Genomic DNA, 20952 nt, shown 5'->3' on the forward strand with positions numbered 1-20952 from the left:
CCGCGGCCCGTCTTGAATAAAGTGCCTGTCATGACCGAACGTAAAAAACCCAACAACCTGCGTACAGGACTGATACTGGGGGGGCTGGCGGCCTTCTTTTTCCTGTCCGTATTCGTCAAGCGCATGTGGCTCTGACGTGACGACGCCCCACCAACAGGAAACACGCGGCCTGAACCGCAAGATGCTGGGCAAACTGATCGTCATTGCCGTGCTGATGTTTGGCTTTGGCTATGCCCTGATTCCCGTCTACAAGCAGATTTGCGAAGTGATGGGCATCAACGTGCTGACGCAAAAAGATGGCACGGTGGCCTACGACAACAATACGCAGGTTGACACGACGCGCAGCATCACCGTCGAGTTCGACGGCAATGCGCAGGGACCATGGCGCTTCCGCCCGACCGTGTCGAGCATGCAGGTGCATCCGGGCGAACTGGTGACCGTCATGTATGAAGTGGTCAACACGCAAAACCGCGTCGTCAATGCGCAAGCCATCCCCAGTTACGCGCCGCAGAGTGCCACGCCGCATTTCAAGAAGGTCGAGTGCTTCTGCTTCAAGCAGCAGACCTTGAAACCCCACGAAGCGCGGCAGATGCCGGTGGTGTTCTTCCTCGATCCGGCCCTGCCGAAAGAGGTCAAAACCATCACCCTGTCATACACGTTTTTCGAGATTGCCGGTCTGAGCCAGGCTCAGACGCCGGCCGTCCAATAGGAGAGTGGCATGGGCGAATCCAAACAGCCGGAAAAAGCGTCGTTCCTGTATTCCTTGCGCGCCGTCGTGTGGTCATTCACGGGCTTGCGCCGCAAGAGCGATTTCGACACGGATTCGGCCAAGCTCAATCCCGTGCACATCGTCATCGCCGGCTTCCTGGCGGTGGCTTGCCTGATCGGCATCTTGATTTCGATTGTTAAATTCGTCGTTTTATAAATTATAAAAAACCACCCTACAAGTTTTTGAGGAGATGATGATGAGTTCCAACCACGCCGCCGTACCCTATTATTTCGTGCCCGGCCCGTCGCGCTGGCCCATGCTGGGCGGCGCCAGTCTGCTGCTGACCATGATCGGCGCCTCGGCCTGGGTCAACGACGTCTCCTGGGGCCCTTACCTGAACTACATCGGCCTGGCCGGCATCCTGCTGGTGCTGTATTTCTGGTTCGGCGACGCCATCGGCGAATCGGAGCAGGGCCTGTACAGCGAGCGCATCGACCACTCCTTCCGCTGGAGCATGAGCTGGTTCATCTTTTCGGAAGTCATGTTCTTCGCCGCCTTCTTCGGCGCCCTGTTTTATGCGCGCAGCATCTCGATGCCATGGCTGGCTGACCTCGACCACAAGGTGATCTGGCCCGATTTCGCCGCCCAATGGGGCAATACGGGTCCGGCCGGCACGGTGCAGGAATTTACCACCATGACGCCGTTCTGGATTCCAACCATCAATACGGCCTTGCTGCTGCTGTCGGGCGTGACCCTGACCATTTCGCACCACGCGCTGCGCGCTGGCCACCGCGGCATGACGGCCCTGTTCCTGTTCGCCACGATCTTGCTGGGCGCTATCTTCATGGGCTTTCAGGTGTATGAATACATGCACGCCTACAGCGACCTGAATTTGAAATTGACGTCCGGCATCTACGGCGCCACCTTCTACATGCTGACGGGCTTCCACGGCTTCCACGTGACCCTGGGCGCCATCATGCTGTCCGTCATCCTGTACCGCGTGCTGAAAGGCCACTTCACGCCGGATCACCACTTCGGCTTCGAAGGCGCCGCCTGGTACTGGCACTTTGTCGACGTCGTCTGGCTGGGTCTGTACGTGGTCGTGTATTGGTTATAATGGCGGAGCAGGGGGCGCGCAGTTAGCGCTTGCGCCGGCATCATAAAAAAGCCGTACCGGGAGATCCTGGGTACGGCTTTTTTTCTGAGGAATGGATTTTTTGCCATAGAGGCAAGAATGTGGATGTCAAACCCGTCGTAAAGCCGGGGTCGGACCCTGACGGGGGAATTCGCCCCAATGGGGCGGATTCCGATCCCGCAGGGATCGACCCCAGTCCTTGCGGTTGGGTTTAGTGAATTCCCGTCGGCTGAATGTAGCCCAGATGATGCGCCAGCAGGATCAGCAGGAACAGGGTGATCGACAGTCCCACGCGCAGGGCCAGCGCCTGCACGGTGCGGTTGCTCTTGCCTTTGTCGCGCATGAGGAAGAACAGGGCCGAGCCCAGGCTGCCCAGGATCAGGATGAAGGCGATGGCAACGAGGATTTTCATGGATGGTAGCGCCAGGCTTGAGGAGGTTTCATTGTAATGCGTATCCGCTTCCATTTTAGATGGATTCCATTTGTTGCAATGCTGCTACTGGTGGCCCTGGGGGTCTCCTTGGCGCAATGGCAGCAGCGCCGGGGCGACGAGAAAGTCGCCCGCGCCGCTCGCCTGGAAGCGGGCAACCGCGCCGCGCCGCTGGCCTTGACGGCCGCGCCCCTGTTGCCGGCCGATGCGCAAGCGATCGAGTATCGCCGCGTCACCGTCACGGGCCGTTTCGTGCCCGCCTGGACGGTGTACCTGGACAACCGCCCCTACAAGGGCCAGGCCGGTTTCCACGTGCTCACGCCATTTCAAATTGACGGTTCCGCCATGCACGTGTTGGTGGCGCAGGGTTGGTTGCCGCGCAACAATGCCGAGCGCACGCGCATCCCCGACTACGCCACGCCCACCGGCACGGTCACGCTTGCCGGCATTGCGCGCCTGAACGCGGGCCATGTGATGGAACTGGGCACGGCGCCAGCCCTGGCGCCGCACGCCATCGTGCAAAATGCCGATATCGCCCAGCTGGCACAGGCCAGCAGCCTGGCCTTGCAGCCATTTATTCTCGAACAAACAGCTGATTCAGTTGATCCTTCAGCGGCGGCGCCAGCATCTGGCCAGCTTCCCGTGCGCGACTGGCCGGCGCCCGACCTGGGCGCCGACAAGCACCGCGGCTATGCATTCCAGTGGTACGCACTGGCACTGATGGCTTTTCTATTTTTTGTCTTTACAGGATTTCGACGTGCAAACAAACAGCCCTGAAGCAACGCAAGACAGCAGCGATAAAAAGGCACAAAATACGGGACGCTGGAAACTCTTGGCGGTGGTGGCCGTGTGCGCCTTTCCCATCATCGCTTCGTATTTCACGTATTACATCATCAAGCCCACGGGCCGCAATAACTATGGCGCCCTGATCGACCCGCGTTTGTATCCGATTCCCGAAGCCCAGCTGCAGGTGGCGGAACTGGACGGCAAGGCGTCGCCGCTGGCGCAATTCAAGGGCAAGTGGGTGCTGCTGCAAACAGGGCCATCCGATTGCCAGGAAGCATGCAAGAAGCAATTGTTTGACATGCAACAACTGCGCCTCATGCAGGGCAAGGAACGCGAACGCCTGGAACGGGTCTGGCTGGTGACGGATGCCCAGCCGCTCGATACCCTCGTGATGCGCGAATTCGATGGCACCAGCATGCTGCGCGTGAATAACGACGCCTTGAAAGCCTGGTTGCCCGTGGAGCCGGGCGGCAAGACCAGCGACCATTTTTATTTGATCGATCCGCTGGGCAATCTGATGATGCGCTTCCCGAAGGACGCGGACCCGAACAAGATCAAGAAAGACATCGCCAAGCTGCTCAAAGCTTCGGCGATCGGTTGAGGAGTCTGCATGCCGACGATGCATCTCTCCGCGCTGGCCCAGCTGGGCTTGACTGGTTTGCTGGTGGCGCTGCTGCCGCTGACCATGGTCTGGGTGTCCGCGGACGCGAATAAATACCGCAAGCTCGTATGGATCGCCGTCTTCCTGACGCTCGACCTGATCATGTTTGGCGGCTTTACGCGCCTGTCCGATTCCGGCCTGGGCTGTCCGGACTGGCCCGGCTGCTATGGCTCGGCCAATCCTTTCCTCGCGCACGAGCACATCGTGGCGGCGGAAACCTTGATGCCGACGGGCCCCGTGACGGTGGTGAAAGCGTGGATCGAAATGACGCACCGCTACCTGGCCATGGCCATAGGCGTGCTGATCGTGGCGATGATGGTGCAGGCGTGGCGCCAGTGGCGCAAAAGCCGCCGCGCAGAGTTCGCCCCGGCGCTGCCGACGGCGCTGTTCCTGTTCGTCTGCCTGCAGGGCGCGTTCGGCGCCTGGACCGTCACCTTGAAGCTGCAACCGGTGATCGTCACCATCCACTTGCTGCTGGGCATGGGCTTGCTGGCCATGCTGACGTGGCTGGGCGGACGCCAGGATCATGCCGTCAAACCCGTGCTGCGCGCCGATGCGGACGCCGCCGTGCTGCGCCCCGTGCGCGCGCTGGCCATTTTTTCTCTCGTGCTGCTCACGGTGCAGATCGCGCTGGGCGGCTGGGTGAGCACCAACTACGCCACTCTGGCTTGCACGGATTTCCCCCTGTGCGGCGGCAAAGTCATACCGGAGATGGATTTCGAACATGGTTTCCATCTGTGGCGCGAACTGGGCAAGACGGCTGCCGGCCATTACTTGCCGTTTTCCGCGCTGACGGCGATCCACTGGGTACACCGCAATTTCGCCTTCATCGTGCTGGCCGGCATCGGCTATACCGTGTTTCGGGCGTGGAAGCTGCCGTCCTTGCGCGGCACGGCGCGCTGGGTGGCGCTGGTGCTGGTTCTGCAGGCGGCCACGGGCCTGGCGACGATCTACCTGAGCTGGCCATTGTCGATTGCCGTCATGCATAACGGCGGGGCGGCGCTGCTCGTGTTATTGCTGACCATGTTAAACTACAAGGCTAAATTCCAACTCGATGTAGCGCGTAATGTTCAGCGCGCTTGCGCCTCCACGCCAGTGCCCTCGGCACCAGCCAGTCCTTCCCGTATCGCATAAATGACTACTCAGACCATCCGCCGTAAACCATCCCCCCGCATCGCCCAGTACTGGGCGCTGACCAAGCCCCGCGTGACGCAACTGGCCGTGTTTTGCGCCGTCATCGGCATGTTCCTGGCCAGCGAGGAGTTGCCCGACTGGCGCGCGGTGGTATTCGGCACCATCGGCATCTGGCTGCTGGCCGGCGCCGCGTTTGCCGTCAACTGCCTGGCCGAGCGTGAAATCGATGCGCGCATGGCCCGCACGGCGCGCCGGCCCATGGCCATGGGCGACATCACGGTGAAGCAGACGGTGGTGTTCGCGCTGGTGATCGGCGGCCTGGGCATGGCGATTTTGTACCACCTCGTCAATCCGCTGACCATGTGGCTGACCTTTGTCACCTTTGTCGGCTATGCCCTGATCTACACCATGGTGCTGAAACCGGCCACGCCGCAAAACATCGTCATCGGCGGCCTGTCCGGCGCCATGCCGCCCGCGCTGGGCTGGGCCGCCGTGGCCAACGACGTGCCGATGCAGGCGTGGTTGCTGGTCCTGATCATCTTTGTCTGGACGCCGCCGCACTTCTGGGCCCTGGCCATGTACCGCCGCGACGATTACGCGCGCTCGGGCTTGCCGATGCTGCCCGTTACGCACGGCTTGAAATTCACGCAATTTCACGTCTGGCTGTACTCGATCGCGCTGGCCGCCACCACCTTGCTGCCGTTCGCCGTGCGCATGAGCGGCCTGATCTACCTGGTGTCGGCCGTGCTGCTCAACGCCGGTTTCCTGTACTACGCGTGGAAGATGTACCGTCACTACACGGACTTGATCGCGCGCAAAGCCTTTACGTATTCCATCATCTACCTGGCCTTGCTGTTCGCGGCTTTGCTGGTCGACCACTACATTCCCCTCGGCACATGAAAAAAACCCTGACCCTGTTGTTGGCGACCGCACTGGTCGCCGTCCTGGCCGGCTGCGGCAAGCCGGCCGCACCCAAGCTGGAATTCAAGAACACGGACGTGACGGGCCTCGGTTATGCGCGCGAGTTCGCGCTGACGGACCATACGGGCCACCCGCGCACGCTGGCCGACTACAAGGGCAAGCTGGTGCTGATGTTTTTTGGCTACACGCAATGCCCGGACGTCTGCCCCACCACCATGGCCGACATGGCACAGGTGATGCAGGAAATGGGGCCGCAGGCGGAGCAGGTGCAAGTGCTGTTCGTCACCGTCGACCCCGAGCGCGACACGCAAGCGTTGCTGGCCGAATATGTACCGGCCTTCGACAAGCGTTTCGTGGGCCTGTATGGCGATGCGGCCGCGACAGCCAAGGTGGCCAAGGAATTCAAGGTGTATTACGCCAAGGTCGAGGGCGAGACGGATGAGAGCTACACGGTCGACCACACGGCCGGCACCTATGTCTTCGACCGCGAAGGCAAGATCCGCCTGTTCGTGCGTCACGGCGAAAAGCCGGCCGCCATCGCGCACGACCTTAAACTTCTGCTATCCTGACCTGATCGCGCCCCGGGCGCCATCTTCAGGATACGCAGTACATGGATAAACGTTTCGAGCCGCACGCCCGCCTGGCAGCCATCATCTTCCTGTTGATCGGCTGCTTTTTCGTCTTGCGGCCCTTCCTCGCCGCCATGCTGTTTGCCGCCTGCGTGGGCATTTCCAGCTGGCCCCTGTATATCCTCCTGCTCGACCGCCTGAAAGGTCGCCGCAACCTTGCCGCCGCCATCATGACCCTGTCCCTGATCCTGGTCATCGTGCTGCCGCTGGCCCTCGTCACCTACAACCTGGCCGACAATGTGTCGCGCATCTATGAACAGTTGCGCACGGCGCTGGAATCGGGCGGCCTGCATCCGCCGGCCTGGCTGGCCAGTATTCCCGTGGTGGGCGTAAGCATCGACGGTTATCTGCAGCGTCTGCTGGAAGACCGCGAGGAATTGCTGAATTTGGGCAAGACGATGCTGGAGCCGGCGCGCCATTTCCTCGCCTCGGGCGGTATCTTGCTGGGTACGGGGCTGGCGCAGACCAGCCTGGCCGTGTTCGTCAGCTTCTTCCTCTACCGCGACGGCCAGCAATTGAGCCGTGCCCTGATGACGGGCGCTGGCCGCATCATCGGCGACAGCGCGCCCGGCGTGGGCCTGACCATCAGCCGCACCGTGCGCGGTGTCATGTACGGCTTGCTGGGCACGGCGCTGGCGCAAGCCCTGGTGGCGGTGGTGGGTTTTTTGATCGCCGGCGTGCCGGCCGTGGCGCTGCTGGGCGTGGCCACCTTCATCTTTTCGCTGATTCCCGTGGGACCGCCCTTGATCTGGGGCGGCGCCGCCATCTGGCTGTTCAATGACGGCCAGACGGGCTGGGGCATCTTCATGCTGGTATGGGGCGGTTTGCTGATCAGCGGCGTGGATAACGTCGTGAAACCCATGCTGATCAGCCGTGGCAGCAGCCTGCCGTTCCTGCTGGTGCTGCTGGGCGTGCTGGGCGGCGTGCTGGCCTTCGGCTTCGTCGGCATTTTCATTGGCCCGACCCTGCTGGCCGTGCTGTACAGCCTGCTGCAGACGTGGACGGTGGGCGAGACCACCGTGCCGCAGGGCAAAGATACGCTGACGCGCAAGAAGTAATCAGTCTCTTAAATCCGCATCCAGATCCCGCTCCTGCTTCGGGATCACCTTGAGCAGCACGATGCGGGGCCCGTTCATCTTCTTGACGACGATGTCGAAGTCGACAAAGGTGATGCGCTGGCCCTGCTTCGGAATGTCACCCAGCTTGACCATGATCAAGCCACCCACCGATTCCACGTCGTCCAGGCCCAGTTCCTCGTTTTCGATATCGATGCCGAGGATGCGTTCGAGCGAGAAGATGGGCAGGCTGGCCTTGCCGATCAGGGTGCCGTCGCTTTGCCTGAGCCAGTCGTTTTCATTGCGGCGGAATTCGTCGCGGATTTCGCCGACCATGGCGCCGAGCAAGTTATCCAGGGTGATGAAACCCAGCGGGCGCTTGCCCTTTTCGCCGATCAGGGCAAAGTGGGGCGCGCCGTCGCGGAAGCGGCGGAACAGTTCCAGTGCTGGCGTGCGTGCGGAAATGATGTCCACGGGGCGCAGAAACGGCGTGAGCGAGGTGATCGGCTTGCCTGCCTGCTGGGCGAAGAACAAATCTTTCAAGTGCACCACGCCCAGTACATCGTCTTCATTCATGTCGAAATACGGATAGCGGCTGAAGCGGTTGCGCAGCACCGTGTCGAGGTTTTCTTCCAGGGTGTTTGACGCGTGCAGGGCGATCACTTCATTGATCGGACGCATCAGGTCCGATACCGTCATCTGTTCGAAATCAAGCGACTGCGCCAGGATGTTGCGCTCGTCGCGCGTAAATTTCTCGCCGGGCTGGCTGGTGCGCAGGATCAGTTTCAGCTCTTCGGACGAGTAATGGGCATCGTGGCCGCCCTTGCCGGACAGGCCTGCCATGCGCAGCACCCAGTTGGCGCTGGCGTTGAGCAGGTAGATGGCCGGGTACATGGCCCAGTAGAAGCCATACAGGGGAATCGCGCACCACAGGCCGACGGCTTCCGGGTTGCGGATGGCCATCGATTTGGGCGCCAGTTCGCCCACGACGATATGCAGGAAGGAAATCACGCTGAAGGCGACGATAAACGAGACGCCGTGGATCAGCTCTTGCGAGGTGACGCCGATGGCGCCGAAGAGCGGCTCGAGCAAGCTGGCAAACGCCGGTTCGCCGACCCAGCCCAGGCCCAGCGAAGCGAGGGTGATGCCCAGTTGGCAGGCGGACAGGTAGGCGTCCAGCTGGCCATGCACCTTGGCCAGGATGCTGCCCCGCAATCCCTGCGTTTTGGCGATGGCGCGGATGCGTGTGCGCCGCAAGGTGACGATGCCAAACTCGGCGGCAACAAAAAAACCGTTCAGCGCGACCAGGAAGAGGGCGAGCAGGACTAGCGAGGCATTGTGCATGGGGGCGCGGAAGACGGGCTGTAAAAACGTCATCTTAAACGACGAAGGGCGCCATAGCCTAATTTAGCCGCGTGCCACGCCGGGTAGCGGCGGGCGCGCGGCCGGTGGCGTCACGTTTCGGCGGCCGTTTGCGGTCTGCCGCGCATGGCAAAGACCATGGCGGCCGAGACCAGCGCCGGGATGGCGACGACGAGGAAAATCGTGCTGTTGGGCCAGTTCAGGCGGATCAGCTCGCCACCGAGCACGGGGCCGATGATGGAGCCGATGCGTCCGATGCCCAGGCTCCAGCCGATGCCCGTCGAGCGCAGCGTGGTCGGGTAGTAGCTGGCCGCCAGCGCGTTGACGGCCGGCTGGCCGCCCACTACGCAAAAACCGGCGATGAAGATGGTAATGAAGAGGAAGGCCAGCGACACGTCCGGACGGCCGATCAGGGCAATGGCCACGGCGGCGACCAGGAAGCACGGCAGCAGGATGCGGCGGAAGCTGGAGCGGTCAATCAGCTGGCCCATGACCAGGGTGCCGATGGTGCCGCCCACTTGCAGGGCCGTGCCGGCCAGCACGGCGTTGGCCGTGGACAGGCCCGCTTCCTTGGCAATCGTCGGCAGCCAGTTCGAGAGGAAATACAAGTTCAGCAAGTTCATGAAGTTGATGACCCACAGCAAAATCGTCATCTTTGCGCGGCCGCCCGTAAACAATTGCAGCACGGGCGCGCCCTTGTGCTCCTTCTCGTGCACGACGTATTGCGTCTCGGCCGTGATACTCACCGTCGGATCGATGCGTTTCAACCATTGCGCCACCTTGTCCAGCTTGCGTTGTTTCAATACCAGAAATTGCATCGATTCCGGCAGCAGGAAGAACATCAGTACGCCGATGAGCAGCGGCACCACGCCGCCCACGTAAAACACGGATTGCCAGCCGAATGCAGGAATCAGCGCCGCCGACAGCAATCCGCCCAGCACGGCGCCCAGGGTAAAGCCGCACGAGACCAGCATCATCAGCGTGACTTTCTTGCGCAGGGGGCTGTATTCGCCAGCCAGCGCCATGGCGTTCGGCATCACGGCGCCCAGGCCCAGTCCCGTGATAAAACGGATCAGCTGCAATTGCTCGATGTTCGTCGCCAGCGGCGTGACCAGCATGCACAGCGAGAAGAAGATGGTCGAGCCGATCAGCACGGGGCGGCGGCCGAACTTGTCGGCCGTGATGCTGAAGACGAGCGAGCCGACCAGCATGCCCAGCAAGCCCGCGCCAAACACGGGCCCCAGGTTGGCCTTGCTGACATGCCAGTCGGCGATGATGGCGGGCGCCACATAGCCCATCGCCTGCACGTCGAAGCCATCCATGATGACGCACAGCCCGCACAGGATCAGCATGCCGATCTGGAAGGAGCCGATCTTGTTGTTATTGATGAGATCGGGAATATCGATGGTCTTGCCTGTCGTGGACATGGTGCCGCTCCTGTTTTTTTATGATGATCGCGCCTTTCCAGCGAGGGACAGGCGCGTGTTTGTCCCAGGCTTTATTACAATCGCTTTTGATTGATAATTCAAACGTTATTTTCGAATGGATTTATCGGATTAGCTAATGAGTATGGCGCAAAAGTAATCTTGCCTGTATGCTAAGATCGCGCCATGAAAAATCTTGTTAACCACTTTTTGGCCTTGCAAGCCAGCCTGCCCTCGCACGGCCCCGGTTTCAGCGCGCTGATCCAGCGCGACGGCGAGTCCTTATTGGAGCTGCATCACGGCCTGGCGTGCTTGGAACTGGGCGTGCCCCTGACGGCGCAGTCGCGCTACTACCTGGCGTCGGAATCAAAGCAATTTACAGCCGCCTGCGTACTCGACCTGGTGCGCCAGGGCGCCATCGGCCTCTACGACGACGTGGCGCCCCATCTGCCCGAAGTGCGGCAATTCGGCGCCATCATCACGGTGCGTCAATTGTTGAATCACACCAGCGGCATTCCCGATTATTTCGACTACCTGGCGTGCCAGCTGGGCCGCCACGACAGCGATTATTTTGACAATGCGCTGCTGCTGCGCCTGATCGCGCGGATAGAGGATCTGACATTTCCGCCCGGTAGCGCGCATGCCTACAGCAATTGCAATTACATCTTGCTGGCCAAGCTGGTGGCAGCGCTCGCTGGCCAGCCGCTGGCGGCGCAGGCGCGCGAACGCCTGTTCGCGCCGCTGGGCATGCACGCCACGGCCTTCGATGTCGACCGGCAAGCTGTCATGCCCCAGCGTGCGCGCAGCTATACCGTTGATGCCGCGCAGGCGGGCGGCTATCGCCAGCACCTGGGCAATGCGAATACGGTAGGCGATGGCGGCGTGTATGCATCCTTGCATGACCTGGCCCTGTGGGAGCGCGACTGGCAGCGCCAGTACCGCGATCCGTCCAGTCTGCTGCGCGCGCAGCTGGCGGAAACGCCGGGCCCCGATGGCCGGAGCTGGTCCTACCGCTATGGGCTGGAGCAAATCGAGCATGGCGGGCGCACGGTGGTGTTCCATGACGGCGGACTGTGGGGTTTCCGTGCCTTGCTGTTGCGCGTGCCCGAGGCGGGCCTGTCCGTGATCCAGCTGGCGAATGTGGACAGTTGCGAGCCGGACCAAGCGGCCTGGCTGGCGGCCATCTCTGCCGACCTGGGCGACTGATCAGTGCCGGCTCGGCACGGCTGCCAAAATGACATCGAGTGCCGGGTGCATGATCTTGCGCTCGTTGGAAATCACATAAAACTGCTCGCGCAGGGACGAGGCGTCACCGACCAGCACGGCGCCAAATTGCTCCTCGATGTCGGCCGCCAGGCTGGCCGATGCAAAGAACAGGCCCAGGCCCTTGCGGCCGAAGGCGTTGAGCATGGCGTTGTCCTCGAATTCGCCGACCACGTCGGGGCGCACGCCTTGCTGCACCATCCATTCGTCGATGCGTCCGCGCAAGGCGTTGTTGCGCGCCGGTAGCAGGAAGGGTGCGCCGTGCAGGCTGTGCGGGAAATTGTCGCGGTATTGTTGCGCCAGCGCGGGGATGCCGAACAGCTTCATGGCGCTTTCGCCCCATAAATGGCTGGAGACGCGCAGGCTGGCGCCGGCCGGCACGGCGCGGTCCGTCAAGACCAGGTCCAGCTTGTGCAGGGCCAGGTCGGCCAGCAAGGATTCGAATTCGTCTTCCAGGCACACCAGTTTGACGGGCTTGTCCAGGCTGCGGGTGGCGTCGAGCATGCGATACGCCATCAGTTTCGGCAAGGAATCGGAAATGCCCACCGTCAGGCGCATCTTTTCCGCGTCCGTGTCTGCCAGCGCTTCCTGCATCTGTTCGCCCAGCAAAAAAATCTGGTCCGCGTAGCCGAGCGCCAGCCGGCCCGCTTCCGTCGGCACCAAACGCCGTCCCTGCGGCTGCAGCAGGGACTTGCCCAGTTCCTTTTCCAGCAGGGCCAGCTGGGTGCTGATGGTTTGCACGGCCAGTCCCAGGCGCTCGGCCGCGCGCGTTACGCCGCCTTCCTTGGCGACCACCCAAAAGAAGTACAAATGGCGGTAATTGAAGCCGGTCGTTTTCATCGCATCATCCTATCTTCTGTTTTTACGAAGTAATACTTCCATTATCTTCCATTTTTAAATGTGTCACATGTCCTTATACTACGTTTCATTGAATTTGGATAAAGGGGAACTATCGATGAAACATTTCAGAGTGTCATTTTTAGTGACATTTATCTGCCTGGGCATTTCCGCCTGGTGGGGTTACACGCACGGCGGCGTGTCGACCATGCTGTCGGCATTGGGCATTGCGGTGATCCTGGGCGTGATGGAAGTCTCGCTGTCGTTTGACAACGCGGTGGTCAACGCCTCGGTGCTGAAGAACTGGGACAAGTTCTGGCAGGGCCTGTTCCTGGGCGTGGGTATCATCATCGCCGTCTTCGGCATGCGTCTGCTGTTCCCGCTGGTCATCGTGGCGCAAGCGGCGGACCTGGGCTTGCTGGAAGTATGGAATCTGGCATTGAGCAATCCGGAACAATACTCGATGCACCTGACGAACCACCATGCGGAAGTGGCGGCCTTCGGCGGCATCTTCCTGCTGCTGGTATTCCTGAATTTCCTGCTGGACTCGGAAAAAGAAACGCATTGGCTGGGCCGTATTGAAGAAAAACTGGGCGCGCTGGGCAAGATTTCCTCGATTTCCGTGATGATCGCGCTGGGCACCCTGATGGCCAGCCTGTCGATGATCGAAGAAGGCCAGAAACTGGTGGTCCTGACGGCCGGCCTGTGGGGTATCCTGACCTACGTGGGCGTCGATGTGATCAGTGGCTTGCTGGAAGGCGATAACGGCGACGGCAACATGGGCGACATCATCAAGCGTGGCGGTATTGGCGGCTTCCTGTACCTGGAAGTGCTCGACGCCTCGTTCAGCTTTGATGGCGTGATCGGCGCGTTTGCCATCACCAAGGATGTCGTGATCATCATGCTGGGCCTGGCGATCGGTGCGATGTTCGTGCGTTCGATGACGGTGTTCCTGGTGCGCAAGGGTACGCTCGACGAGTTCGTTTATCTGGAGCACGGCGCGCACTATGCGATCGGTATCCTGGCCGTGATCATGTTGGTCAGCATGAAGTTCCACATTCCCGAGATTTTCACGGGTCTGATCGGGGTAGCCTTCATTCTCGCCTCGCTGTGGTCGTCGATCCGCTACAAGCGCAGGATGGCCCTCGAAGAAGGCAAGATGGAAGCGCTGGAACCAGTCAAGGCAACAGTAGCCTAAAGAATGCGCGGCAAACGACTACACCGGTTTGTCGGCAAGTTGTAGCAAGCGTCGCCGCCGGCCTGGGGAGTCAGGCCGGTGGAGGACGCCAGGTGTTTGGTCATACACAATCCACATAGGAGAAATACATCATGGCAATCAGTCTGCAAAAAGGCGGCAACGTCAACCTGAGCAAGGAAGCCCCTGGCATTTCGAAAATGATCATCGGCCTGGGCTGGGATGCCCGCGCCACCGATGGCGCCGCATTCGACATCGACGGTTCCGTGTTCCTGTTGAAGGCCGACGGCAAGGTACGCGCCGACGTCGACATGATTTTCTACAACAACCTGAAATCGAGCGATGGCTCCGTCACCCACTCGGGCGACAACACCACCGGCGCCGGCGACGGCGATGATGAAACCGTCATCGTTGACCTGGCCACGGTGCCAGCCGAGATCGACAAGATCGCCGTCTGCGTGACGATACACGATGCCGAAGCGCGCAAGCAAAACTTTGGTATGGTATCGAAGGCGTATGTACGTTGCGTGAATGCCAACGGCAACACGGAAATCGCCCGCTTCGACCTGTCGGAAGACGGTTCGGCGGAAACGGCCATGGTCTTCGGTGAAATCTACCGCAATGGCGCCGATTGGAAATTCAAGGCTATCGGCCAGGGTTATAAAGGCGGTCTGGGCCCATTGGCTGCCTCCTTTGGTGTAGGTGTTTAAGTTGTAAGCAGTCAAGGCGGTCCGCAGTGCGGGCCACCCCCATCATTACCGAGTTGAGGAAGGAACAGTTGTATGCCAGTTTTCAATATTACCGGGGACGTCGACCCGTTCCTGCATGTGTCGCTTGCCAAGGGCGAGAAGATTTATTGCGAATCCAATGCGATGGTGATGATGGAAACCAATCTTGAGCTGAAAGGCAAGATGACTGGCGGCATAGGCGCTGCGCTGATGCGCACCTTTGCCAACGGGGAGTCGTTCTTTCAGCAGCATATCGAGGCCATGCGGGGCGACGGCGATTGCCTGCTGTCACCCACCTTGCCCGGCGCGATGCGGGTGCTCGAGGTTGGCGCCCAACAATACATGATCAGCGATGGCGCCTTCGTGGCCGCCAGTGCTGGCGTGGAATTGAAGGTGCGTACGCAAAGCCTTGGCAATGCGCTGTTTGCCCAGAGCGGTGGTTTTTTCATCACCGAGACGGCAGGCAGCGGCCAGTTGGCGGTGTCCGGTTTTGGCGCGATGTCGATACTGGAAGTGACGCCTGGCAAGGACGTGGTGATCGATAATTCGCACGTCGTTTGCTGGGACAACCGCCTGCAATACGAAATTTCCATGACGACCGGTAGCAGCGGCGGCTTTCTGGGTAATTTGATCAATAGCCAGACCAGCGGCGAGGGCATGGTACTGAAGTTTTCAGGCACGGGAAAAATCCTCGTGTGCTCGCGCAACCGCGCGGCCTTCCTCGCCTGGACCCAAAGCAAGCCGGCGTAAGAGCAGTCAATGTAACTAAGCAAACAGGAGCTATGCGTATGTCTGTCAATTTGAGCAAAGGCCAGAAGATTTCTCTGGACAAAGAAGCTGGTACCACCCTGACCCGTATCACCATGGGCCTGGGCTGGGATGCGGCCAAGACCAAGGGTTTCCTTGGCTTCGGTTCGAAGACGGAAGCCGTCGACCTGGACGCCTCGTGCGTCATGTTCGATGAAAACAAGGGTACGTCGGACATCGTCTGGTTCCGCCAGCTGAAAAGCAAGGACGGCAGTATCGTTCACACGGGCGACAACCGCACGGGCGCGGGCGATGGCGACGACGAACAGATCAATGTCGATCTGTCGAAAGTGCCGGCGAACGTGAAAAGCCTGGTCTTCACCGTCAACAGCTTTACTGGCCAGAACTTCTCGCAGGTGGAAAACGCCTATTGCCGCATCTTGAATGCCAGCAATAACCAGGAAGTCGCGCGTTTCAACCTGTCTGTGCAAGGTACTCACACGGCACAGATCATGGCCAAGTTGTACCGCCATAACGGCGAATGGAAGATGCACGCCATCGGCGAAAACGGCAACGGTCGCACCTTTGACGACTTGATGCCGCAAATTGCCGTGCATCTATAAACGTCAGGCCAAATCTGCTGCGCGCCGCGATTTGCGGCCTGTGATGCTCACTGTGCCTTCGCACAGCTGCGCTTCTCGGCCACAACTCGCATTCGCTCGCGACGATTTTGCCAGACGTTATTAAGGAGCAGTACGCAGCGGGCGGGGGACGGACCGGATACCGGCCCTCGTCCGCTGCTCTATTTTGAAGGAGAGTATGTCGTGATGCGATTGCTGATAGCCTTGCTACTTCCGTGTCTCACATTTTTCATGCTGGGGCGCCCGCTGGCCGGTGCCGCCACCTTGATCTTGCAGTGCACTGTGATCGGCTGGGCGCCGGCGGCCCTGTGGGCCCTGTACACGGTGAACCAGCATAAAACGGAGCAGGAACTGGAAGGTGCGTTAAGCCGCAGCTACATGCGCAGGCGTAGTCGGTTGATCTAAATCAGCCGGGCGCCAGGAATCCTTGCGCTAAAGCCCGCACGAGCGATCATGCGGGCTTTTTTGTGCGCGCTCACTTCTTGCAGCGGATGGGCACGTTTACGGAATTGCCGTCCGAACTCAGGTTGCGGTACTGCAAATCTTCGCTTTCGATGGCGAAGCGGGGCACGGCGTGCACATAGCGCTGCTTGCAGACGGTGTCGTCATTGATCAGCTGGCCCGCCAGCATGTAGTCGCACAGGGCGAAGCGCGACTCCTCGTCATCGAGGATCAGCACGCGCGCTGCGCTGTACAGGGCCGATTGCAGCACTTCCGGGCTGCAATTCTCCGGGCCCGTCAGCTTCAAATGGGTTTTCGTCTGCGTAGCCAGGCGTTGCAGCTTGACGAGGGCGGCGCGCTCTTCCTTGCGCGCACCGTCGATTTGCGCGTCCTCGCTGGCCAGGCGCAGCGCCAGCGAGGCGATCTGGTCGATGGAGATATGCCAGGCAAAGCCTTCCAGCCGCGTGCGGATCTGGCCCGGCAAAGGATCGGCCGCATCGACTTCGCAGCGGTACTGGCCCAGGTGGGAGCGGCACAGCACGGGAATGGCAAAGGCCGAAGTGCGCTTGCCCTTGACGAACTTCTGGCTCAAGTCGCCGAAGTTTTCATGCGTGATGGTATCGAAGCGGGCTTGCCCAAAGCCCATCTTGACGAGGTTTTCCTTGCGCTGGCGCGAAAACAGGGCGTCGACGGCATCGTAGATATTCTTGTTGAAGATGCGGTCCAGTGGCTGGCGCTCGTCCGACATCTTTTCGAAGACGGCGCTGGAATTGGGCGCGTTGGCATCGATGGAAATGAGGATGAAGGGCTTGCTGTTCAGGCGCACCGGCACGACGGCCATGTCGTTGCCGTACAGCTGCGTCAGGGCCACGTCCCACAGGGTTTCCACGCCCAGGTTGTCGGCCGCGCCGCCATCGAACAGGTGCACGTAGGACGGCGATTCGCGCGATTCGGACCCGAGTTCCGGCACGAAACTGTTTTTCGGGCGAAAACGCTCGAAGGTGACGGAATCGAACACGCCGGGAAAGGCGGCCGAGGTGGCCACGGCCGTCGCCAGGCGGATATCCTGGATCGGCGAATGCAGGGTGCTGTAGAAATACTCGTAGGAAAACACCACGCGCTTGCCGCCATCGGTGGCGTCCGTCGCATTGGCCAGGAAGATGGGGCCGTCGTGCGGCAAGTCCTGGTAGGTTTTCTTGTCGTACAGCACATCGTCCAGCACGTCGGACAGGAACGAGGTGCGCGTCTTGTTTGTCAACAACATCGTCGTCAGGTTGGCGGGTTTCAAGATGGTCTGACCAAAGAAATCCGTTTTCAGCTTGCTGCGCAGCAAGGGCCAGTCCGTCTGCTTGCCATGCAGCGCATAGTAGCCGCCCGCGATGGCGCCGCCCGACACGCCAGAGATGGCCGAGGCGCCGCTGACGAGGCCGAACTGTTCCAGCTGCTCCAGCGAGGCGGCCGAGAAATTGGCTGCGCGGCTGCCCCCGCCGGACAGGGCGATGCCGATGAAGTGGTCGTTGGGCATGGGGCTCTGGATGCGCGCCTTGGGCGCGTCGATGCGCAGGCGCGGGGTTTCCTGCACGGTAAACGTGCGGTTTTCGACGCCGCTGTTGGGGCGCAGGGCGAGTACCGTGCAGCCGCTCAGCAGCGTAACGAGGATAAATGGGGCGAACAAGCGTGGCTTCATGCGTGATCTGTGCGTAGTCATTGCTTGGGATACGGACGGAAACGTCTGCGATTCTAGCAAACTTGCCTATGCTCATGCATAGAGTTGCACCGCGAGGATGGCCGCGTTGTAGCCGGCGTGCGCCAGCATGGGCGCCAGCAGCGAACGGCTGCGTTCATAGGCGGCGCCCGCGCACAGGCCCAGCACGAAGACGGGCAGCATGGAGACAGGCGGATGCACGATGGCAAAGATGGCCGCGCCGATGCCGGTCGCCTGCCAGGCGGGCAGCGAGCGGCGCAAGCCGCCCTGGATCAGGCCACGGAAAATGAATTCCTCGCACAAGGGCGCGGCCAGCAGCGTCAATCCTGCCAGCCAGACTCCGTTCCAGCCCGCCCCGGTCGCCAGCGGCGTGCGCACCGGTGACCAGCCGCTGGCTTGCACGATGGCCAGGTAGCTGATGCCGAAGAGGGCCGCCAGCAGCGCGCTTGCCGCGCCCCGGCGCCACGGTTGCCTGCCTGGCCCGATGCGCGGCACGCCTACCGTCTTGCTGCGCCAGTAGACGAGGCGTATCAGGACATAGGTGAGCGCGCCCGCGCTGCCGAAGGCGATGGCCACGTGCGCCAGCGTTGCGCCGGCCGCGTCCTTGAGCAGAATCAAGGCCAGTGTCTGCAGGATAAAAAACAGCATGGCGGCGATCAAGCCATCCGAGGCCGACACCCTGGCCGGCGGCGAGGCGGCCGGATCGAGCAGGTACGGCAGCTCGTCGCGCGCCTTTTGCCACAGTGCCAGGGCCAGCGCCACCGTCAGCACGACAAACACCAGTTGCTGCGCCACGCTGCCGGCCGCCAGCGCGGCGAGGTACAAGCCGGTGAGTAGCAAATACAGGTACATATATGTGGGGCGTATCTTCGCCGTCGCTTCGGTGGCCAGCGGATCGCTGGCAAACACCCCCAGCGCCACGGCGATCATCGAATACAGGGGAATGCCGGCCAGGGCCAGCAGCATCAGTCCCGCCATGTCCCAGCGCCATGCGGGCAGCCAGGCCAGCGCCGCGCCAAACAGGATGAGGGGATACAGCAGGGCCAGCACGGCCCACAATTGCGCCTTTTGCCGCAGCGCTTGCTCAACGGAAACGGGAAACGTGTACAACAGCCACAGCGCGCCGCCTTCCTTGTTCAGTGTCTGGAAGGCCGACATCATCAGCACATAGCTGCCGAGGAAAAAGCCGGTCGATGCCAGCAGGGCGGGGCTGGCCAGCAGGGCGTGCATGTCGCGCGCCTGACCCGAAAAAAAAGCCTGGCCGCCGAGGATCAGCAGCGGCATCAGCAGCGTTTGCACCATGAAATTCCGGTCGCGCATCAGCAGGGTCAATTCGCGGCGCTGGATCACCGTGCCGATGCGGGCGCGCCACTGGCCAGCGGGCAGCGCCGCCGGGGAAGGCTTGCGGCTGGCTTCGCGCTGGCCGGTGCCCGCCACGCCGTGGCGCAACTGGCGGCGCAGCATCGCCATGCCCAGCAGCATCAACAGCAGCACTTGCGCCAGCAGCAGGCAGGCCGGCAACAGTGCGGCTGCCAGGCTGGCGGCATTGAGCAGGCGCACCAGCAGGCCGGGCGGCGTCCAGCTGCTCCAGGCGGGCATGGCAGCGGCCCAGCCATGGGCAAAGCCGCCCGTGCCCATGCCAAAAGACATGCCCATATACATGGGAAAAACCCCGGCCACCGAGAGCAGTGCTTGCAGGTTGCCCAGCTGGGCCGGACTGAGCGACAGGCGCAGGCCCGTATCGACCAGGGTACGCAGCATGGCGGCCAGGGCCAGCAGGAGCAGGCTGGCCGCCAGCCCGGACAGCGGAGAAAACCAGCTCTGGCCCGAATACCAGGCGAGCATGGTGGTGCTGGGCCACAAGGCCAGCAGGCCGGTCGGATTGACGACCGTGCGTTCGAGCACTCGTGCCCACAGCAGCGTGGCTTTGTCGACCGGCAAGGTGACCAGCCATTCCAGGTCCCAGTCCGGTTTGGCCAGTTCTCCCATGCCTAGCGGCAGCAAGACGCTGACTAGCCACAGCAGCGCCAGTTGCAGGGTCAGGCCGCCGAGCAGCGCAGTGCTGAAGGGCGCGGCCATCAGTTGCGCGATGACGGAATCGAGCAGGAGGTCGCTTGTGTGCAGGCTGCCGCGTGCCTGGCAGGCGGCGACCTGGTCCAGCAAACAATGCATGTTCAGTACGCTATGGCGGGCGATGCTGCCGAAGGAAAACAGCATGGGCAGTAACAGCAGCGCACCCAGCAGCCAGCGTCCACCACGCTTGCCCGGCGTGGCGGGGCGGCTTTTATTGTTTTTCTTGAAGGAAAAGCCACGGCCGCTGACGTTGAGCAGGCGCTGCAGGCGCAAGCGGGTCAGCAGCCAGATGGCGCGCCAGGCGGTGAGCGGTACCGGCGTCATGCGGCGATCGTTTCATCGGTAAGCTGCAGGAAGAGTTCTTCCAGGCTGCCGTCGCTGGCCAGCTGCCGGCGAATCTCGTCCAGGCTGCCCGTGGCCGCCAGCGTGCCACGGTGGATGATGGCCACGCGGCTGCACAGCTTTTCCGCCATGTCGAGCAAATGTGTGGAAACGAAGATGGTGGTGCCGGCGGCGGCGATGCGCAGCAGCCGTTCCTGTACTTCGCGCGAGGCGCGCGGGTCCAGGCCGTTGATCGGTTCATCGAGGATCAGCACGGCCGGATCGTGGATCAGTGCGCAGGCCAGGCCCAGTCTTTTCTTCATGCCCAGCGAGTAATTGACGGCGAAATCCTCGCCCGCTTCGTCCAGGCCGAATTCGCTCAGCAGCCGCGCCGCGCGGGCGGCCGCTTCCGCGCGCGCATAGCCATGCATTTCGGCAACGAATTGCAGGATTTCCCGGCCCCGCAAATAATCGTAAAAGATGGGGGTGTCGGGCAGATAGCCCACCTTGCGCTTGACGGCGGCGCCCTCGCGGTGGCAATCGAGGCCATCGACCAGCACGCGGCCGCTGCTGGGCACCAGGATGCCCATCAGCATGCGGATGGTGGTGGTCTTGCCGGCGCCATTCGGTCCCAGGAAGCCGAAGACTTCTCCCTTCCCCACCTGCAAGGTGAGCGGGTGGACGGCGTCGAAGGTACCGTAGCGTTTGGACAAGCCCTGGAATGCGATCATCGTGTGCCCTGCAAGCATGTTAAC

General features: G+C 61.6%; 23 protein-coding genes. 16 read left to right on the forward strand and 7 right to left on the reverse strand.

Annotated elements, in window-relative coordinates; all coding sequences use genetic code 11:
- Window positions 1–30 precede the first annotated feature (30 nt).
- Genes ACQ4WS_RS12105 through ACQ4WS_RS12120 form a run of 4 tightly spaced genes read left to right on the forward strand, consistent with a single transcriptional unit; the run spans window position 31 to window position 1826 of the window.
- Window positions 31–135 (forward strand): cytochrome oxidase small assembly protein, encoded by a 105-nt coding sequence (locus tag ACQ4WS_RS12105; RefSeq protein WP_223278996.1) that lies wholly within the window; start codon window positions 31–33, stop codon window positions 133–135.
- Window position 136: 1 nt separating this feature from the next.
- Entirely contained in the window at window positions 137–709 is a 573-nt protein-coding gene (locus ACQ4WS_RS12110; protein ID WP_081344910.1) for a cytochrome c oxidase assembly protein, read from the forward strand.
- Window positions 710–718: 9 nt separating this feature from the next.
- The gene (locus ACQ4WS_RS12115; RefSeq protein ID WP_131387350.1) at window positions 719–925 is read left to right on the forward strand and encodes a DUF2970 domain-containing protein; all 207 of its coding nucleotides are present in this window, start codon (window positions 719–721) and stop codon (window positions 923–925) included.
- A 40-nt stretch (window positions 926–965) separates the two neighbouring features.
- A complete protein-coding gene (locus ACQ4WS_RS12120) occupies window positions 966–1826 on the forward strand; it encodes a cytochrome c oxidase subunit 3 (protein WP_436476533.1) in 861 nt (286 codons plus the stop codon).
- Window positions 1827–2055: 229 nt separating this feature from the next.
- Here ACQ4WS_RS12120 and ACQ4WS_RS12125 read toward each other — a convergent pair whose 3' ends face one another.
- Window positions 2056–2256, reverse strand: a complete 201-nt coding sequence (locus ACQ4WS_RS12125; RefSeq protein WP_046683386.1) for a twin transmembrane helix small protein — start codon at window positions 2254–2256, stop codon at window positions 2056–2058.
- Between the two features lie 36 nt (window positions 2257–2292).
- Between ACQ4WS_RS12125 and ACQ4WS_RS12130 the strand changes: the two genes are divergently transcribed.
- Genes ACQ4WS_RS12130 through ACQ4WS_RS12155 form a run of 6 tightly spaced genes read left to right on the forward strand, consistent with a single transcriptional unit; the run spans window position 2293 to window position 7463 of the window.
- A complete protein-coding gene (locus ACQ4WS_RS12130; protein WP_436476536.1) occupies window positions 2293–3051 on the forward strand; it encodes an SURF1 family protein in 759 nt (252 codons plus the stop codon).
- Window positions 3032–3661: an SCO family protein gene (locus ACQ4WS_RS12135; protein WP_436476538.1), complete on the forward strand. Its 630-nt coding sequence runs from the start codon at window positions 3032–3034 to the stop codon at window positions 3659–3661. Before ACQ4WS_RS12130 ends, ACQ4WS_RS12135 begins: the two co-directional genes overlap by 20 nt.
- An 18-nt stretch (window positions 3662–3679) precedes the next feature.
- Window positions 3680–4855 carry a COX15/CtaA family protein gene (locus tag ACQ4WS_RS12140; RefSeq protein ID WP_436476664.1) on the forward strand — a complete coding sequence of 392 codons (1176 nt, stop codon included), beginning with the start codon at window positions 3680–3682 and terminating at the stop codon, window positions 4853–4855.
- Window positions 4856–5755 (forward strand): heme o synthase, encoded by a 900-nt coding sequence (gene cyoE / locus ACQ4WS_RS12145; RefSeq protein WP_436476540.1) that lies wholly within the window; start codon window positions 4856–4858, stop codon window positions 5753–5755. It abuts the gene before it with no gap.
- A complete protein-coding gene (locus ACQ4WS_RS12150; protein ID WP_436476542.1) occupies window positions 5752–6345 on the forward strand; it encodes an SCO family protein in 594 nt (197 codons plus the stop codon). The genes cyoE and ACQ4WS_RS12150 overlap by 4 nt, the downstream gene beginning before the upstream one ends.
- A 41-nt stretch (window positions 6346–6386) precedes the next feature.
- Entirely contained in the window at window positions 6387–7463 is a 1077-nt protein-coding gene (locus ACQ4WS_RS12155; RefSeq protein WP_436476544.1) for an AI-2E family transporter, read from the forward strand.
- Here the strand turns inward: ACQ4WS_RS12155 and ACQ4WS_RS12160 are convergent, their stop codons facing one another.
- Complete coding sequence (locus ACQ4WS_RS12160) at window positions 7464–8804, reverse strand: hemolysin family protein (protein ID WP_436476666.1); 1341 nt, start codon at window positions 8802–8804, stop codon at window positions 7464–7466.
- A 110-nt stretch (window positions 8805–8914) separates the two neighbouring features.
- The gene (locus tag ACQ4WS_RS12165; protein WP_436476545.1) at window positions 8915–10249 is read right to left on the reverse strand and encodes an MFS transporter; all 1335 of its coding nucleotides are present in this window, start codon (window positions 10247–10249) and stop codon (window positions 8915–8917) included.
- A gap of 183 nt (window positions 10250–10432) precedes the next feature.
- Here ACQ4WS_RS12165 and ACQ4WS_RS12170 point away from each other — a divergent pair, with 183 nt between their 5' ends.
- Complete coding sequence (locus ACQ4WS_RS12170; RefSeq protein ID WP_436476547.1) at window positions 10433–11452, forward strand: serine hydrolase domain-containing protein; 1020 nt, start codon at window positions 10433–10435, stop codon at window positions 11450–11452.
- Here ACQ4WS_RS12170 and nhaR read toward each other — a convergent pair whose 3' ends face one another.
- Window positions 11453–12349 (reverse strand): transcriptional activator NhaR, encoded by an 897-nt coding sequence (nhaR, locus tag ACQ4WS_RS12175; RefSeq protein ID WP_436476549.1) that lies wholly within the window; start codon window positions 12347–12349, stop codon window positions 11453–11455. It lies immediately after the preceding gene.
- Window positions 12350–12464: 115 nt separating this feature from the next.
- Between nhaR and ACQ4WS_RS12180 the strand changes: the two genes are divergently transcribed.
- The 5 genes from ACQ4WS_RS12180 to ACQ4WS_RS12200 all read left to right on the forward strand — a co-directional run bounded on the left by ACQ4WS_RS12180 (window position 12465) and on the right by ACQ4WS_RS12200 (window position 16062).
- Entirely contained in the window at window positions 12465–13544 is a 1080-nt protein-coding gene (locus ACQ4WS_RS12180) for a DUF475 domain-containing protein (RefSeq protein ID WP_436476551.1), read from the forward strand.
- A gap of 131 nt (window positions 13545–13675) precedes the next feature.
- Window positions 13676–14251, forward strand: coding sequence for a TerD family protein (locus ACQ4WS_RS12185; protein ID WP_034784897.1), 576 nt, complete (start codon window positions 13676–13678; stop codon window positions 14249–14251).
- Between the two features lie 72 nt (window positions 14252–14323).
- A complete protein-coding gene (locus ACQ4WS_RS12190) occupies window positions 14324–15019 on the forward strand; it encodes a TIGR00266 family protein (protein WP_219330112.1) in 696 nt (231 codons plus the stop codon).
- A 38-nt stretch (window positions 15020–15057) separates the two neighbouring features.
- Entirely contained in the window at window positions 15058–15639 is a 582-nt protein-coding gene (locus ACQ4WS_RS12195; RefSeq protein WP_278317785.1) for a TerD family protein, read from the forward strand.
- Between the two features lie 249 nt (window positions 15640–15888).
- The gene (locus ACQ4WS_RS12200; protein ID WP_436476553.1) at window positions 15889–16062 is read left to right on the forward strand and encodes a YqaE/Pmp3 family membrane protein; all 174 of its coding nucleotides are present in this window, start codon (window positions 15889–15891) and stop codon (window positions 16060–16062) included.
- 70 nt (window positions 16063–16132) lie between these two features.
- Here the strand turns inward: ACQ4WS_RS12200 and ACQ4WS_RS12205 are convergent, their stop codons facing one another.
- From ACQ4WS_RS12205 to ACQ4WS_RS12215, 3 genes are all read right to left on the reverse strand, one after another.
- Window positions 16133–17785: a patatin-like phospholipase family protein gene (locus tag ACQ4WS_RS12205; RefSeq protein WP_436476555.1), complete on the reverse strand. Its 1653-nt coding sequence runs from the start codon at window positions 17783–17785 to the stop codon at window positions 16133–16135.
- 72 nt (window positions 17786–17857) lie between these two features.
- Complete coding sequence (locus tag ACQ4WS_RS12210) at window positions 17858–20200, reverse strand: CPBP family intramembrane glutamic endopeptidase (RefSeq protein ID WP_436476556.1); 2343 nt, start codon at window positions 20198–20200, stop codon at window positions 17858–17860.
- The gene (locus ACQ4WS_RS12215) at window positions 20197–20928 is read right to left on the reverse strand and encodes an ABC transporter ATP-binding protein (RefSeq protein WP_436476558.1); all 732 of its coding nucleotides are present in this window, start codon (window positions 20926–20928) and stop codon (window positions 20197–20199) included. The genes ACQ4WS_RS12210 and ACQ4WS_RS12215 overlap by 4 nt, the downstream gene beginning before the upstream one ends.
- Between the last annotated feature and the right edge of the window lie 24 nt (window positions 20929–20952).

Source organism: Janthinobacterium leeuwenhoeki (genome assembly GCF_051380795.1).
Classification (GTDB): Bacteria; Pseudomonadota; Gammaproteobacteria; order Burkholderiales; family Burkholderiaceae_D; genus Janthinobacterium.

Bases quoted from the DNA above. Each gene is read 5' to 3' on its own strand.
- ACQ4WS_RS12105 (WP_223278996.1), top strand. From the start codon at position 31: ATGACCGAACGTAAAAAACCCAACAACCTGCGTACAGGACTGATACTG.
- ACQ4WS_RS12160 (WP_436476666.1), bottom strand. From the start codon at position 8,804: ATGCACAATGCCTCGCTAGTCCTGCTCGCCCTCTTCCTGGTCGCGCTG.
- ACQ4WS_RS12115 (WP_131387350.1), top strand. From the start codon at position 719: ATGGGCGAATCCAAACAGCCGGAAAAAGCGTCGTTCCTGTATTCCTTG.
- ACQ4WS_RS12165 (WP_436476545.1), bottom strand. From the start codon at position 10,249: ATGTCCACGACAGGCAAGACCATCGATATTCCCGATCTCATCAATAAC.
- ACQ4WS_RS12195 (WP_278317785.1), top strand. From the start codon at position 15,058: ATGTCTGTCAATTTGAGCAAAGGCCAGAAGATTTCTCTGGACAAAGAA.
- ACQ4WS_RS12180 (WP_436476551.1), top strand. From the start codon at position 12,465: ATGAAACATTTCAGAGTGTCATTTTTAGTGACATTTATCTGCCTGGGC.
- ACQ4WS_RS12125 (WP_046683386.1), bottom strand. From the start codon at position 2,256: ATGAAAATCCTCGTTGCCATCGCCTTCATCCTGATCCTGGGCAGCCTG.
- ACQ4WS_RS12185 (WP_034784897.1), top strand. From the start codon at position 13,676: ATGGCAATCAGTCTGCAAAAAGGCGGCAACGTCAACCTGAGCAAGGAA.
- ACQ4WS_RS12210 (WP_436476556.1), bottom strand. From the start codon at position 20,200: ATGACGCCGGTACCGCTCACCGCCTGGCGCGCCATCTGGCTGCTGACC.
- ACQ4WS_RS12120 (WP_436476533.1), top strand. From the start codon at position 966: ATGAGTTCCAACCACGCCGCCGTACCCTATTATTTCGTGCCCGGCCCG.
- ACQ4WS_RS12150 (WP_436476542.1), top strand. From the start codon at position 5,752: ATGAAAAAAACCCTGACCCTGTTGTTGGCGACCGCACTGGTCGCCGTC.
- ACQ4WS_RS12130 (WP_436476536.1), top strand. From the start codon at position 2,293: ATGCGTATCCGCTTCCATTTTAGATGGATTCCATTTGTTGCAATGCTG.
- ACQ4WS_RS12200 (WP_436476553.1), top strand. From the start codon at position 15,889: ATGCTGGGGCGCCCGCTGGCCGGTGCCGCCACCTTGATCTTGCAGTGC.
- ACQ4WS_RS12190 (WP_219330112.1), top strand. From the start codon at position 14,324: ATGCCAGTTTTCAATATTACCGGGGACGTCGACCCGTTCCTGCATGTG.
- nhaR (WP_436476549.1), bottom strand. From the start codon at position 12,349: ATGAAAACGACCGGCTTCAATTACCGCCATTTGTACTTCTTTTGGGTG.
- ACQ4WS_RS12205 (WP_436476555.1), bottom strand. From the start codon at position 17,785: ATGAAGCCACGCTTGTTCGCCCCATTTATCCTCGTTACGCTGCTGAGC.
- ACQ4WS_RS12215 (WP_436476558.1), bottom strand. From the start codon at position 20,928: ATGATCGCATTCCAGGGCTTGTCCAAACGCTACGGTACCTTCGACGCC.
- cyoE (WP_436476540.1), top strand. From the start codon at position 4,856: ATGACTACTCAGACCATCCGCCGTAAACCATCCCCCCGCATCGCCCAG.
- ACQ4WS_RS12140 (WP_436476664.1), top strand. From the start codon at position 3,680: ATGCATCTCTCCGCGCTGGCCCAGCTGGGCTTGACTGGTTTGCTGGTG.
- ACQ4WS_RS12170 (WP_436476547.1), top strand. From the start codon at position 10,433: ATGAAAAATCTTGTTAACCACTTTTTGGCCTTGCAAGCCAGCCTGCCC.
- ACQ4WS_RS12155 (WP_436476544.1), top strand. From the start codon at position 6,387: ATGGATAAACGTTTCGAGCCGCACGCCCGCCTGGCAGCCATCATCTTC.